Annotated in this window: 11 protein-coding genes; 4 read left to right on the top strand and 7 right to left on the bottom strand. The window is 61.3% G+C overall.

Translation table 11 applies throughout. The features are described from left to right. The first annotated feature begins 218 nt into the window (after window positions 1-218). Both FY112_RS31645 and fba read left to right on the top strand, forming a co-directional pair. Complete coding sequence (locus tag FY112_RS31645) at window positions 219-1,067, top strand: sugar phosphate isomerase/epimerase family protein (RefSeq protein WP_151520170.1); 849 nt, start codon at window positions 219-221, stop codon at window positions 1,065-1,067. Window positions 1,068-1,414: 347 nt separating this feature from the next. Continuing rightward, window positions 1,415-2,479 carry a class II fructose-bisphosphate aldolase gene (gene fba, locus FY112_RS31640; protein ID WP_151520169.1) on the top strand — a complete coding sequence of 355 codons (1,065 nt, stop codon included), beginning with the start codon at window positions 1,415-1,417 and terminating at the stop codon, window positions 2,477-2,479. Window positions 2,480-2,486: 7 nt separating this feature from the next. Here the strand turns inward: fba and FY112_RS31635 are convergent, their stop codons facing one another. From FY112_RS31635 to FY112_RS31605, 7 genes are all read right to left on the bottom strand, one after another. Then, window positions 2,487-4,238 (bottom strand): glycerol-3-phosphate dehydrogenase/oxidase, encoded by a 1,752-nt coding sequence (locus FY112_RS31635; protein WP_151520168.1) that lies wholly within the window; start codon window positions 4,236-4,238, stop codon window positions 2,487-2,489. A gap of 37 nt (window positions 4,239-4,275) precedes the next feature. Next, the gene (locus FY112_RS31630; protein ID WP_151520167.1) at window positions 4,276-5,805 is read right to left on the bottom strand and encodes an FGGY-family carbohydrate kinase; all 1,530 of its coding nucleotides are present in this window, start codon (window positions 5,803-5,805) and stop codon (window positions 4,276-4,278) included. A gap of 37 nt (window positions 5,806-5,842) precedes the next feature. Next, window positions 5,843-6,685, bottom strand: coding sequence for a DeoR/GlpR family DNA-binding transcription regulator (locus tag FY112_RS31625; protein WP_017956523.1), 843 nt, complete (start codon window positions 6,683-6,685; stop codon window positions 5,843-5,845). Window positions 6,686-6,833: 148 nt separating this feature from the next. Next, window positions 6,834-7,781, bottom strand: coding sequence for a D-ribose ABC transporter substrate-binding protein (locus tag FY112_RS31620; protein WP_003550839.1), 948 nt, complete (start codon window positions 7,779-7,781; stop codon window positions 6,834-6,836). A 111-nt stretch (window positions 7,782-7,892) separates the two neighbouring features. Beyond that, a complete protein-coding gene (locus FY112_RS31615; RefSeq protein ID WP_151520166.1) occupies window positions 7,893-8,945 on the bottom strand; it encodes an ABC transporter permease in 1,053 nt (350 codons plus the stop codon). A gap of 135 nt (window positions 8,946-9,080) precedes the next feature. Beyond that, window positions 9,081-10,625, bottom strand: coding sequence for a sugar ABC transporter ATP-binding protein (locus FY112_RS31610; RefSeq protein ID WP_151520165.1), 1,545 nt, complete (start codon window positions 10,623-10,625; stop codon window positions 9,081-9,083). Beyond that, complete coding sequence (locus FY112_RS31605; protein WP_151520164.1) at window positions 10,622-11,278, bottom strand: DUF2291 domain-containing protein; 657 nt, start codon at window positions 11,276-11,278, stop codon at window positions 10,622-10,624. Before FY112_RS31605 ends, FY112_RS31610 begins: the two co-directional genes overlap by 4 nt. Before the next feature lie 376 nt (window positions 11,279-11,654). Here FY112_RS31605 and FY112_RS37070 point away from each other — a divergent pair, with 376 nt between their 5' ends. Further along, a complete protein-coding gene (locus FY112_RS37070; protein WP_179039242.1) occupies window positions 11,655-12,071 on the top strand; it encodes a hypothetical protein in 417 nt (138 codons plus the stop codon). Then, on the top strand, window positions 12,068-13,648 hold the full coding sequence (locus tag FY112_RS31595; RefSeq protein ID WP_246700804.1) for an FGGY-family carbohydrate kinase: 1,581 nt from the start codon (window positions 12,068-12,070) through the stop codon (window positions 13,646-13,648). Before FY112_RS37070 ends, FY112_RS31595 begins: the two co-directional genes overlap by 4 nt. The last annotated feature ends 24 nt before the right edge of the window (window positions 13,649-13,672 follow it).

Raw genomic sequence — 13,672 nt, 5'->3', positions numbered from 1 at the left:
GGGAGCCGAACGCCACTCTGTGACCGAAGCCAAGAGCGGCATCAAGGTCACGCATTGGAGACTGGTTCAGAACCGAAGGACAGCAAAGCGATCTGTCCGGCGGAAAGAGAGACTTTGCCGATCGGCACGAATGCCGGTCAAAACTTAACCGAACCCAAGGAAAAGCCGCCAAATGGTGGTGTTCTGCCCCCTTGCGTTCTTTCATTGGAGATATGACCATGGAAGGTTTCGGCGTTCACACCAGCATGTGGACCATGATCTGGGACCGCGCAGGCGCCGAGAAGGCGATTGCCGGAGCCGTGCACTACAAGATGGATTTCATCGAGATCGCGTTGCTCAATGCGCCGGCCATCGATGCCAAACACACCCGCGACCTGCTTGAAAAGCACAAGCTGCGCGCCGTCTGCTCGCTCGGCCTGCCGGAACATGCCTGGGCTTCCGTCCGACCGGATGCGGCGATCGAGCACCTGAAGATCGCGATCGAAAAGACCGCGGAGATGAGCGCAGAGGCGCTCTCGGGCGTCATCTTCGGCGGCATCGGCGAACGCACCGGCGTGCCGCCGACGCAAGGCGAATACGACAACATCGCCAAGGTGCTCGACGCGGCGGCAAAACATGCGAGGAAGTGCGGCATCCAGCTCGGCGTCGAGGCCGTGAACCGCTATGAGAACCACCTGATCAATTCGGCGCAGCAGGCCGTCGACATGGTGGAGCGAGTCGGTGCGGATAACATCTTCGTGCACCTCGACACCTACCACATGAATATCGAGGAGAAGGGTGCGGCCAACGGCATCCTGATCGCCCGCGATCACCTCAAGTACATCCATCTTTCCGAAAGCGACCGCGGCACGCCGGGCTACGGCAACATCCCGTGGGATGCGATCTATGCCGCCCTCGCCGCAATCGGCTTCAAGGGCGGACTTGCGATGGAAAGCTTCATCAACATGCCACCTGAGGTCGCCTATGGCTTGGCCGTCTGGCGCCCCGTTGCACGCGATATGGAAGAGGTCATGGGCAAAGGCCTGCCGTTCCTGCGCAACAAGGCGGAACAATACGGTCTCATATGATCCAGTGCCGGATATTCCGGATTCCACTGTTGGCCGACTGCCATCAACCACAGGCCATAACAGCCAGCGGCCGCACGGGTGTCTGGCTGAACAGTCCTCGCCATAGCCGGCAAGGGGCATGACGCCCCGTCTCTTCAGCACAGGCCTGAATTTCATTCGGCTCACGCATGCGAAATGACTCTTGAGAAATATCATACTGGTTGTGATATTGTTATTATTGCTTGTTACATTCCTCCTCCTATGCCATTTTGCCTATTAAAATAAGACGCTTGAACGGCTGACGCCCGGGCTCTAGTTTCGAAGAGGTGGCGGCGTTTCGATCGACCATCGATATGGGGGAATCTTGGATGGCACGCATTACGCTGAGGCAACTGCTCGACCATGCTGCGGAGGAAGGCTACGGCGTTCCTGCTTTCAACATCAACAACATGGAGCAGGCGCTCGCCATCATGGAGGCCGCGGACGCGTGTCAGGCGCCGGTTATCATGCAGGCGTCGCGCGGAGCCCGTGCCTACGCCCATGATATCATGCTGAAGCACATGATGGATGCCGTCGTCGAAATCTATCCGCATATTCCGGTCTGCGTGCATCTCGATCACGGCAACGATCCCTCCAACTGTATGACGGCGATCCAGGCGGGTTTCACCTCGGTGATGATGGATGGTTCGCTGCAGGCGGACGCCAAGACGCCCGCCGACTGGGCCTATAATGTCGGTGTCACCAAGATGGTGACGGATATGGCGCATTTCGGCGGCATCTCGGTGGAAGGCGAACTCGGCGTTCTCGGTTCCTTGGAGACCGGCATGGGCGAGGCCGAGGACGGCCACGGCGCCGAGGGCAAGCTTTCGCATGACCAATTGCTGACCGATCCGGACGAGGCCGTGAAGTTCGTGCGCGAAACCAAGGTCGATGCGCTCGCCATCGCTATGGGCACATCGCACGGCGCCTACAAGTTCACCCGCAAGCCGGACGGTTCGGTGCTGGCGATGAACGTCATCGAAGAAATCCACCGTAAGCTCCCGAACACGCATCTTGTCATGCATGGCTCGTCCTCGGTCCCGATCGAGCTGCAGGAGATCATCAACAAGTATGGCGGCCAGATGAAGCCGACATGGGGAGTCCCGGTCGAGGAAATCCAGCGCGGCATCAAGAACGGCGTGCGTAAGGTCAATATCGACACCGATGGCAGAATGGCGATGACCGGTCAGATCCGCCGCGTGCTGCAGGAGGACCCAAGCGAGTTCGACCCGCGCAAATATCTGAAGCCGGCAATGACGGCGCTGACCAAGCTCTGCAAGGAGCGGTTCGAACAGTTCGGCACTGCCGGCATGGCCGGCCGCATCACGCCCCTTCCCGTTTCGGAAATGGCGAAGCGTTATAAATCCGGTTCCCTCGATCCGGCTTTCTCCTGAAACTGGGTTAGCCTGAGGCCGGGCGTGCGGCCTTTTCCGGCTCGGCGGCGGCAGGCTTGCCCGTCAGCGTTTGGCCGTGGAAACGGCTCAGCTGGCTGAGAACCTCCTGGATTTCGCTTGCCGTGCGTTCGGCACTCCAGCCGAGCGCTGCCTCGGCAACGCCGGTGATTTCCCGCAAGCCTTCCAGCGTCAACCGACCCTCGATCGCAAGCGTCGTGCGGCGCATCACGATGTCCGACAGATGGACGGCGATTTCGTTCCGGGCGATCCAGTCGATCTCGCGGAGGCTGTAATGCGGCGCACCCGTCAGGCGCTGCTCGTCGGAATAGGCTGAAGGAGAAGAAAGCAGGGCCACAGCCGTCGTGCCGTAGCGGCCGAGCAGTTCGTCGGCACGCGCGGCAGCAACGCCGCCGCGCGCCGCGGCATCGTTGATCCAGGCGTTACGCTGCTCAGCGTCAGCCGGAAAGGCCTTGCCGCCGCCGATCGCGAGATAGCGTGTCGACTGGCTGCGGCGGCGTTGCAGCCGGGAGAGAACGGTGTCGGCGACCTCTTCCGCAAAGCCGCGGAACGTCGTCCACTTGCCTCCGACCAGCGAAATGATCGGAAACGGTCTGCCGTCCTCGGGTTCCTTCACCGGCGCGGAGTGGTCGCGGCTGATCAGCCCCGGTGCGGTCGCATCCGATGCCGGCAGCGGGCGGACGCCGCTATAGCTGTAAACGATCTGATCGCGATGGAAGCGGAGCGTCGGCAGCAGCGAGCGGATGCTTTCGAGGAAATACTCGGTTTCCGGCTCCTCGCAGGAAACATTGTCCGGATCACCTGCCGGAATGTCGGTCGACCCGACCAGTGCCAACCCGAGATAGTCGTAGACCAAGCAAATGCGGCCGTCGTCGGCCTCGAAATAGATCATGTGGCCGTTGAGGCTTCGCACCAATTCGGGATGGTCAAGCAGGATATGGGAACCCTTCGTGCCGCCGATCAGCCGCGATGGAGCGCCGAGCAATGTGTTGACGTGATCGATCCAGGGACCTGCCGCATTGACGACCAGCTTGGGAGCGACGCCGAACACGCGACCATCAGGCTGCCGGAAGGACAAACGCCCTTCTGAAACGGCGGCCAGTGTCGCGAAATTCGCCGCGAGGCTCCCCGCATTCGCGTCGAGACCATCACGCACGAGCTCATAGACGAGCCGCTCCGGCCTGCTGATCTTGGCATCGTAATAGATGCCGCCGGCGACGATGGCGGGGGTAATATGCGGCATTTCCCTGCGCGCCTGTTTCTTCAGAATCAGCCGGTGGCGCGGCATGACTTGGTCGCGCGAACCGAAGAAGTCGTAGAGCCGAAGCCCGATCTTGATGAGAACCGCACCACGGCTGCGTGGCGCCGTCTTCGACCCAAGGAGCGTCCGGATCGCGGCCCAGATGCCGCGGGTCCAGGAAAAGACCGGAATGAAGGTCGGCAGCGGCTCGACGCAATGCGGCGCGTTCTTGAGCAGAAGGTTGCGCTCAAGCGTCGACTGCGCCACCAGTCCGAACTCACCCGTCTCCAGATATTTCAGGCCGCCGTGAATGAGCCGCGATGGTGCGGCGCTCGTGCCGGAGCCAAAGTCGGCCTTGTCGACGATCAGGCAATTGACACCCTGTAGCGAGAGGTCGCGGAACAGGCCGGCACCGTTGATGCCCGCCCCGATGATCAAAACGTCGATATCGTTCTCGCCGAGATTCGAGAAGCGCTGCTGCAAATCGGGGGTCATGCTCATCGTCCTCAATCGCCCGCCGCAGCAGGCATTTGTCTTTTCAGTTTGCCGATTGCTCCGGCGCAAGCGCGGCAATCCTAGGCCAAAGGGGGATCATCGCGTCGGCAATGTCGCGGAATACCCGGTAACGCTTTTCATAATCCGCGCTGCGCGCCGCATCCGGCCGGCAAGTCTTCGCGATGGAAGCCGTGTCGCGCGGATCGCTCTGCGGATCGGCGAAGACCCCGGCGCCAGACCCGGCACAAAGCGCAGCACCCCAGGCGGCCGCCTCATCCGTCTCGGTGACCGTGACCGGCATGCCAAGCACATCGGCAAACATCTGCACGACGGCAGGATTGCGCGAGACGCCACCGGCGAGCCGCGCCTGATCGAAGGCAAAGCCGTCGCGAAGCGCGTCGACATGGATGCGATGATTGAAAGCGATGCCCTCAAGCACGGCGCGCAACATGTCGCCGCGGTCGTGCCATCCGCCGAGCCCGAAGAAGCCGGCGCTGGCTGCCGCGCCATAAGGCGAGCCGAACAGATAGGGATGGAAGAGCGCCGTCGAGGGGCGCTCGAAAGCGGCGTCGATCTCGGGCGCCAGCAGGGCGTGGATCGAGTTGCCTTGCACCTCGCCATTCTTCCGTTCGGCAGCGCAGAGCGTGTCCAGAAACCAGTCGTAATTGGCCGTCGATGCCGGAGAGATCGACATGCTGTTCCAGATGCCGGGTGCAATCCCGTTACGGCAGAACCAGCGCCGGTCGACACGCGGTTCCGACGAAAGCGTCTCATTGATCGAATAGGTTCCGGCAATGACTGCGACAACGCCCTTGGCATAGCCCCCTGCCCCGAGCGCCGAGGCCGTGACGTCGTGCAGACCGGCAACGACAGGCGTCCCTTCGGCAAGGCCCGTCAGCTGCGCGGCTTCACGGGTCACGCGTCCGACGATCTGGTCGGAGCGCGAGGCCGGCGGCAGGGCGTGGACGAGATCCTGCAATCCAAACAGCTGCAGGGCGTCTTCACTGTAGTTCTGCGTTTTGACATTGGTGAAGGAGGTGCTGGCTTCGGTGCGGTCCGTACCGATGATCCCGGTCAGGCAGAACCGCAGCCAGTCCTTGCAGCTGCAGAAATGGCCGATGCGCTTATAGCGTTCAGGCTCCATGTCGCGGATCCAGGCAAGCAATGCCGATGGCGCGGAGACGTGCGGGATCTGTCCCGTCAGTTCGATCGCCAGGTCGGCGACATCGCTCTGCGTCCACCGGTCGACGATCGCCCCTGCCCGGCTGTCCAGCGAGAGAATGGCCCGGCCAAGCGGCTTCCGGGCGTGATCGAGCAGGTAGATGCCGTCTCCATGCGCGGTAGCGGCAATGCCCTCTATGTCGCTTGCCGGTCGTCCGCTGAGGGAAATCGCTTCGCGAATGGCATCGGCCGTCGCGTTCCACAATTCATCCATGTCGCGCTCGATATGGCGTGCCTTCGGAATGAACTGCGTGACGCGGCGCCGGGCGGCTGCAAGCGGCGTGCCGTCGATATCGAAGATGACCGCCTTCGTGACTGTCAAACCACTATCGATCCCGAGCAGTGTCGGCATTCAAGTTTACCTCATGAGGAGCAACGGGTCGGCTCCGTCAGGAGCGCCCTCCGGCGCCCCTGGCGATGACCACATTGATATCTCTGGACCGCATGCGGTCGATGTGCACCGGCTGGGTCTTGTCGTCGACGATGACGACGTCGAATTCATCCAGTGCTGCGAAACTGTGGAGCGCACGCCTATCGAACTTGGTATGATCGGCAAGCAGGATGCGTTTTACGGAACAATCGAACATGGCGCGCTTGGTATCGACTGTCTCAGGAGACTGGTGCAGCACCGTGCCATCGCTGATCGCCGACATCGAGATGAACGCGACATCTGCCCTGAGAGCCTTGATCTCGTTGATGGTCATGCGCCCCATGAAGGCATTGCACCAATTGTAATACTGGCCGCCGAGTGCGAGCAGCGTCACGTCATGCAGGCCCGTCAGCGCATTCATCAGGGTCAGGGAATTGGTGATTGCCGTGACCGGCGCCTTCGACGGCAGATGCGCCGCCATCTGAAGAACCGTGGTCGAGTCATCGAAAAAGATCGCCTGCCCCGGTTCGACGAACTGCATTGCCGCTTCGGCGATCAGCTTCTTTTCGGCCGACTGACGGTTCGAGCGGTAGACGTCGCTGGATTCGATAAGGTTGGTCGCCGCCGCCGTGACGATGCCGCGCGTCTTCCTGAAGAGGCCGCGGCTGACGAGTTCATCGACATCGCGGTGAGCCGTCATCAGGCTGATCCCAAAGCGGTCGGTCAGGTCTTCAATCCGCATCGAGCCTTCACCCATCACGGCCTCTGCAATCATGCGGCGGCGCGCGATCTGGCGCGTCTGCCGGCTGTCGCTGGTGAGCTGGTCCAACAGATCGTCGTCCCGGCTGGTCTTCTGTGTCACGGGTCACCCCTGTCGCTGAATTATGGATCCCAGCTTCGTACAGTGATTGCCGCGCCAAGGCAAAAAGGCGAAGCGCAACCGGCGGTTGGGTCGTCGGCTATCGCTTCCAGCATGAAATGAGGGCGCTCTTGCGAGCGCCCTCTTCCGTTTACTGCGCCAGAACGAACGGGCCGGTGTACTTGTCGATGTTGTCCTTGGTGATCAACAGGCAATCGAAGAGCTGCTTCTCGCTCTTGGCACCGGTGTTACCCGTCTTGATGAGATTGTCGGCCTGTTTGACGGCTTCTTCGGAGAAGACGGCAACCGGTTGGAGGACGGTGTATTGGAGTTCGCCCGCCTTGATGGCAGCAACGGCATCCGGCGAACCGTCGAAGCCGCCGACCTTCACATTGGCGAGCTTGCCGGCTTCCTTGAGCGCGGCGATTGCACCGAGCGCCATTTCGTCATTGCCCGAGATGACGCCGACGATATCCGGGTTGGCCTGCAGCATGGACTGCATCTTGTTGTGGCCTTGGGTGCGGTCCCAGTTGGCAACTTCCTTGGCGACCTTCTTCAGATCCGGATACTGCGAAAGGACAGTCTCGTAGCCATTCGACCGCGTTGCCGCGTTGTTGTCGGACGGAGCGCCGAAGAGTTCGGCATAGTTGCCCTTGTCGCCGATCGCTTCCACCCATTGCTGCGCGCCGAGAGCGGCACCCTGTGCGTTGTTGGAAACGAGCTGCGCCTTCGCCAGGCCTTCCTGGTTGATTTCGGCGTTGACGAGGATGACCGGGATGCCGGCAGCAACGGCTTTCTTGACCGCACCGACGGAACCGTCGGCGTTTGCCGGGTCGAGGATGATCGCCACCGACTTGTTGGTGATCGCGGTATCGATCAGGTTGCTTTCGGTGTTGGTGTCACCCTTATGGGCGTTGACCGAGGCCGTGTAGCCGAGCTTCTCGGCAGTTGCCTTGGCGACATTGCCTTCCGTCAGCCAATAGGGATTCGACGGATCGTTGACGATGATCGTCATCATGCCCGCTGCCCAAGCCGAGCTTGCAAGAAGCGGTGCTACGGCCGCGGCGGCCAGAAGTATGCGCATGCCTTTCTTAAACATAGTCTCTCTCCCATTCGTGAGCTTAGTTATTGCCGGGGATCCGGCAGGGCTTTCCGCAATCGGCTTTCTAGACTCCAGGCTGCCGTCGTGGATAAGTTTCGGTCTCAGCCGTCAGGACGATTTGACCCGGCGGCCGTATTGGATGCTGTTCATAAGAACGGCGAGAACGATCACAGCGCCGGTGAATACGGTCTGCCAGTAGGCCGAGACGCCGATGATCACGAGGCCGTCCGAAAGGAAGCCGATAACGAAGGCGCCGAGCATGGTGCCGCGAACCGTACCGCGGCCGCCGGTCAGCGCCGCGCCGCCGATGACCACGGCTGCGATTGCCGTCAGTTCGTAGGTTGTGCCTGCCGTCGGACCGGCTGAAGTCAGCTGCGAGGAGAGGACAAGGCCGGCGATCGCAGCGCAGACGCCCGAAAGCACATAGACGATGATCTTCACGCGCTTGACCGGGACGCCGGAGAGGTCGGCGGCCCGCTCGTTGCCACCCGAGGCATAGAGCCAGCGGCCGAAGGCGGTGCGGCTCAGCACGATGCCGCAAACGATGGCGAGAACCGCAAGCACGATGACGCCGATCGGAATGCCTGCGAGGCGGTTGAAGCCGAGCCAATCGAAGCCGGTATTGCCAAGTGCCGGACGGCCGCCGAGATTGTTGTAGGTCAGGCCGTTGGTCATCAAGAGCGCGATACCGCGGGCCACGTAGAGCACGCCGAGCGAAGCGACGAAGGCCGGCACCTTGAGATAGGCGATCAGCACGCCGTTGACTGCACCGACCAGCGCACCGAGCGCACATGTGATGACGACCACGGCCCAGACCGGCGGATAGAGGATGACGCCGAAATAGGTGAGCGTGACGCCCTGCATCAGGAAACCGGCAATGCAGCCTGCAAGCCCAAGCGTCGAGCCGACCGAAAGGTCGATGCCGCCGTTCAGGATGACGAGCAGCATGCCGATCGCCAGAATGCCGAAGATCGCGACGTGCGACGCCATGATCAGGAAGTTGTTCAGCGTGAAGTAATAAGGCGACAGGAACGAGAAGACCGCGATGATGACGATCAGCGCGAAGAAGGCCCGGCCTTCCAGGATGAGACGCACGATATTGGTATTGCGCTTCGGCCCGCTGGAAACTGATTTCTTTTCGGTGACGTTCGTGACTGACATAATCAGTGCTCCATAATCCAGGCTAGAGCATGATGCCGAAAAGTGTGCGCGGTTTTCGGACGACATCATGCTCTACTTCTTTGATTTAGATCAGGATTCAGATTTTAGGTCGATCGGGCCTAAAATCATCCTGATCTAGTGCGCGACCACGGCTTCGCCGGAGGCGGCCATGATCTTTTCCTTGGTGACATCCGAGCCGAACTCGGCCGAAATCCTACCGCGATGCATAACGATGATGCGGTGCGCGATGCTCAGGCATTCATTGACTTCGGACGTCGAATAGACGACCGCCAATCCTTGCTTGGCGCGTTCAGCGAGCAATTTGAATACTTCCGCCTTGGCGCCGATGTCGATGCCGCGGCTTGGCTCATCGAGCAGGATGACCTTCGGCTGGGTTGCCAGCATCTTGCCGATGACGACCTTCTGCTGGTTGCCGCCGGAGAGCGAGCCGATCGACGCTGCGCCGCCATCGGTTTTCACATGCACCCGTCGGATCGCGTCATTGACGAGATCACGCTCGCGATGGCCGGAGGTGAAAAGCCCCTTGGTGAAAGCGCGGATACTCGCAAGCGACAGATTGGAGCCGACCGTCATCGTCTGGACGAGGCCGTCGCGCTGGCGATCTTCCGGCACAAGCACGAGACCGCTGGCAATGCGGCCGGCAATGCTGAGCCCACTGACGTCCTGCCCTTCGAGCAGAACCTGTCCGCCACTTGCGCGCAGACGTCCGGCAATACACTCGAGCAGTTCGGTGCGCCCGGCGCCCATCAGCCCGTAGATGCAGACAATCTCGCCGGCACGCACCTTGAGAGACAGACGATCGACTGCATTATAGGCAGCGCCGGACGGACCGGGGACACTGAGAATTTCGATCGAAAGCGAGACATTTCCGAAAGCGTGACCTTCCGGCGGGCTGCCGAGGTCGAAATTTTCGCCGACCATGTTGCGGACGATCCATTCGAGATCGATATCCTTGCGCTCTGCATAGGCCGTCATGTTTCCGTCGCGCAGAACGACGGCGTGATTGGTGATCTGCAGCGCCTCTTCCAGATGATGCGAGATGTAGACGATCGACACGCCGCGGCTCGTCAGGTCGTGGATGACCTTGAAGAGGACTTCCACCTCCGTCGCGCTCAGCGCCGAGGTCGGCTCATCCATGATCAGGATGCGCGAATTGACGGAGAGCGCCCGGGCAATTTCGACGATCTGCTGCTGGCCGAGGCGAAGATCCTCGACGCGCGTCAGCGGATCGATGTCTTCCTCGAGTTCCTCCATCAGCGCGCGGGTCTGCCGCGCCTCTTCAGCGAAGTCGACGACACCACCCTTGATGATCTCCCGGCCCATGAAAATATTGTCGCGGACACTGAGATTGGGGGCGAGGCTGAGCTCCTGGTGGATGATGGAGATCCCGCACTCGCGCGCATGGGTCGACGAGGTAAAACTGATCGGCGAGCCGTCGAGAATGATCTCGCCGGAGCTTGGCTGCGCGACACCCGAAAGGATCTTCATCAAGGTCGACTTGCCCGCGCCGTTCTCCCCGAACAGCGTTGTGACCTGGCCGCGATGGATGTCGAAGTTCACTCCCTTGAGGGCGTGAACGCTGCCGTAGGATTTTGCTATGTTGCGGGCAGCGAGGACCACCTCGCCTTTCGCCCCGTTGCTGCGTTGCGGCTGGTTCATTTGAGCTCGACCTTCACCGGCGTGACGAGCCAGTTCTTCGGGTTGATGAGCTTGAAGACGCCGACCACGGTCGCCTGCTTTCCGTCCAGGGCGTCAGCATCCAGGCCCGCGAAAACCGCCTTCTTCATCTCGTTATTGATGGCCGAGCCGGCATCCTGATACTGGATCTGGTTGGTAAACTGGCCGAATTCGATGGTGCCGGTTGCATCGCGGAGGTCCGTGCCGTTGACCGCAGGGCCGGTCTGGACACGGACCACCGTCTCGGGAGGCAATCCATCGATCTTCATTTCGCTGGTGTTCGACTTGCGAGCGCCAAAAACGCCGGTCAGCGTGACGGGAATGACCGGTCCGGTGCTCGTCGCAGTGCCGTATTTCTCGGCCGCCGCCTTCTTGTCGGCGGCAATGGCGGCCGCGAGATCGGCGGCCGCAACGGCCCGCTCCTCGACATTCGCCTTGATCTTCGGAAACTGCTCTGCGCCGAAGGTTTCCGGAGAGAATGCCTGCTGGCGGACATCGTTTTCGGAGCCGATCTTGACCACCGTCGTGTCGAACGCGATCGCTGCAACGACGATGACCGCCAATGCCGCGCTGACAAGGAGCCCGCGATTGCCGCTGCTCGGCTTTGATGCTGCATGATCGGGCGAGGTACTCATGTCCGGACGGCCTTTGGCTTGGAATGGCAAGATGGAGAGGGCTAGCGCGATGATGATCGCAGGCGGGCTGAAGCATTGCGCCGCACCGGAACAGAAACCGGCGGGCCACCCGCAAGAGCGCAACTCTGAACGAATATTCGCATTGGAATCCTCCTCAACAAGACCGGCGGCCGTCTCCTCCAACCGCCTAGGCCCGCAAATTCTCCATCAGGAAGCGCACTTCCGTGATAGAAGTATGTTAGTTATGCCGTAAATGATGTTATATATTTTATAAGCTGTCAACGGCACTTTCGCGGCAACTCGACTGAAATGCACGACCTCACATCTTGTTTATCACGCTGCGGCGCAGCAAAAAGCGACGGCAAATGCAGACATTTTGACATTTGTCATTCAGCCGCATAGTGGCGCCATCCATCTGTTTTTAATGCAATATATGACAGACAGAACATTGCACGCGCTGCTGCTTTTGATGCCGCCCGCCGCTGGCGCGGCGGCGCGGAAGCAAACTCCTTACTGCTCTATTTTAGATGAAAAAAATTACATCGCTAGAAAAATCTTACTGGCATTGTGGTATCTTTATGTTATCTTTTCGAGCGAGCTTAGGAGGTTTCGGCTGCACGCCATCTGGGATTTGTCAAAGGCGGCGCGCTTGCCGATGCCCGTGGAAGAGCCGACGTTGGCGGCCGGATGCATCATCCCAGAGAGTTTAGGGATCGGGAGGACTTCAGATGAATTTGATGCGCGTATTGCCCACCGCGGCGCTTGCGGTGGTGGCGAGATAGGCCTGCGATGACATCGACCCAGAAGATCATCATTGGCATAGATGCCGGGACCTCGGTCATCAAGGCCGTCGCCTTCGATCTGTCCGGACGCCAGATTGCCACGGCCTCCGTTCGCAATAGATACACCACCGGAGACGATGGCTCGGCAACGCAGTCGCTGGATCAGACCTGGCTCGATTGCGCCAGCGCCTTGCGTGGTCTCGGCGAAAAGGTCCCCGACCTCGCATCCCGCACCGCAGCCATCGCCGTCACCGGACAGGGCGACGGCACCTGGCTCGTCGGCCGCGGCAATAGGCCGGTTGCCGATGCCTGGCTGTGGCTCGACGCGCGTGCCGCGCCCACCGTCACGTCGCTCGCCGGCGGAACGCAGAACCGTGCCCGCTTCGAGGCGACGGGCACCGGTCTCAACACTTGCCAGCAGGGCGCGCAACTCGCCCATATGGACCGCTTCACGCCGGATCTTCTCGATCGGGCCGAGGCGGCGCTGCACTGCAAGGACTGGCTCTATCTCAACCTCACAGGCGTGCGGGCGACCGATCCGTCCGAGGCGAGTTTCACCTTCGGCAATTTCAGAACACGCCGGTATGATGCCGTCGTGATCGACGCGCTCGGCCTTGACCACAGACGCGGGCTCCTGCCCGAAATCATCGACGGCAGCGAGATCAGCCACAAGCTGACATCGGAGGCGGCCAAGGCCTGCGGGCTTCTTGCCGGAACGCCGGTCTGCCTCGGCTATGTCGACATGGTGATGACGGCGCTTGGTGCAGGCGTTCGCAGCGGCGCTCGCAACGCCGCCTGCTCGACGATCGGCTCCACCGGCGTGCATTTGCGCGCCAAGTCCGTTGCCGACGTTCAGCTCAATCGTGAGGGCACCGGCTATGTGATCGCCCTGCCTATCCCCGGCATCGTCACTCAGGTCCAGACGAATATGGGCGCCACGATCAACATCGACTGGATCCTCGATGTCGCCGCCTATCTGATGGCCGAGGCCGGCAAGCCTGCTTCGCATGCAGATCTCATTGCGCGCATCGACGGCTGGTTTGCAGAAAGCCGACCTGGGTCGGTACTTTACCATCCCTACATTTCCGAAGCGGGCGAACGTGGGCCTTTCGTCAACGCCAATGCGCGCGCGGGCTTCACCGGGCTTTCGATGCGTCACGGCTTCCCCGATCTGCTGCGCGGCGTGGTCGAAGGGTTGGGGCTTGCCACCCGAGACTGCTACGCGGCGATGGGCGCGATGCCCGAAGAGCTGCGGGTCACGGGCGGGGCAACACGCTCCGTCGCCCTTCGCCGCTCACTCTCGGCCGCCGTTAACGCACCGATCCGCCAGTCGCGCCGCGAGGAGACGGGGGCGGCCGGCGTGGCGATGATGGCCGCGGTGGCTGTCGGCGTCTATTCCAGCATGGACGATTGCATTGCCGACTGGGTGACGCCGCTGCTCGGCGATCCGGAAACACCGGATGCCAGCGAGGCTGCCCGATTCGACCGGCTTTTTTCTGCCTATACCGATGTACGCCAGGCAATGGCACCCGCCTGGGACAAGCTTGCCGAAGCCGCAACGACGTCGCCGCTGGGCGCGTCATTCTGATGCAGCAGGCATCGAAGGAGCATG

This window comes from Rhizobium sp. PEPV16, from assembly GCF_008919455.1.
Taxonomy (GTDB): Bacteria; Pseudomonadota; Alphaproteobacteria; order Rhizobiales; family Rhizobiaceae; genus Rhizobium; species Rhizobium leguminosarum_Q.
This window is presented reverse-complemented; position numbering and strand designations above follow the sequence as displayed.

What these genes read in the sequence shown, in the direction of transcription:
- FY112_RS31645 (WP_151520170.1), top strand. Translation starts at nt 219, where the DNA reads ATGGAAGGTTTCGGCGTTCACACCAGCATGTGGACCATGATCTGGGAC.
- fba (WP_151520169.1), top strand. Translation starts at nt 1,415, where the DNA reads ATGGCACGCATTACGCTGAGGCAACTGCTCGACCATGCTGCGGAGGAA.
- FY112_RS31635 (WP_151520168.1), bottom strand. Translation starts at nt 4,238, where the DNA reads ATGAGCATGACCCCCGATTTGCAGCAGCGCTTCTCGAATCTCGGCGAG.
- FY112_RS31630 (WP_151520167.1), bottom strand. Translation starts at nt 5,805, where the DNA reads ATGCCGACACTGCTCGGGATCGATAGTGGTTTGACAGTCACGAAGGCG.
- FY112_RS31620 (WP_003550839.1), bottom strand. Translation starts at nt 7,781, where the DNA reads ATGTTTAAGAAAGGCATGCGCATACTTCTGGCCGCCGCGGCCGTAGCA.
- FY112_RS31615 (WP_151520166.1), bottom strand. Translation starts at nt 8,945, where the DNA reads ATGTCAGTCACGAACGTCACCGAAAAGAAATCAGTTTCCAGCGGGCCG.
- FY112_RS31610 (WP_151520165.1), bottom strand. Translation starts at nt 10,625, where the DNA reads ATGAACCAGCCGCAACGCAGCAACGGGGCGAAAGGCGAGGTGGTCCTC.
- FY112_RS31605 (WP_151520164.1), bottom strand. Translation starts at nt 11,278, where the DNA reads ATGAGTACCTCGCCCGATCATGCAGCATCAAAGCCGAGCAGCGGCAAT.
- FY112_RS31595 (WP_246700804.1), top strand. Translation starts at nt 12,068, where the DNA reads ATGACATCGACCCAGAAGATCATCATTGGCATAGATGCCGGGACCTCG.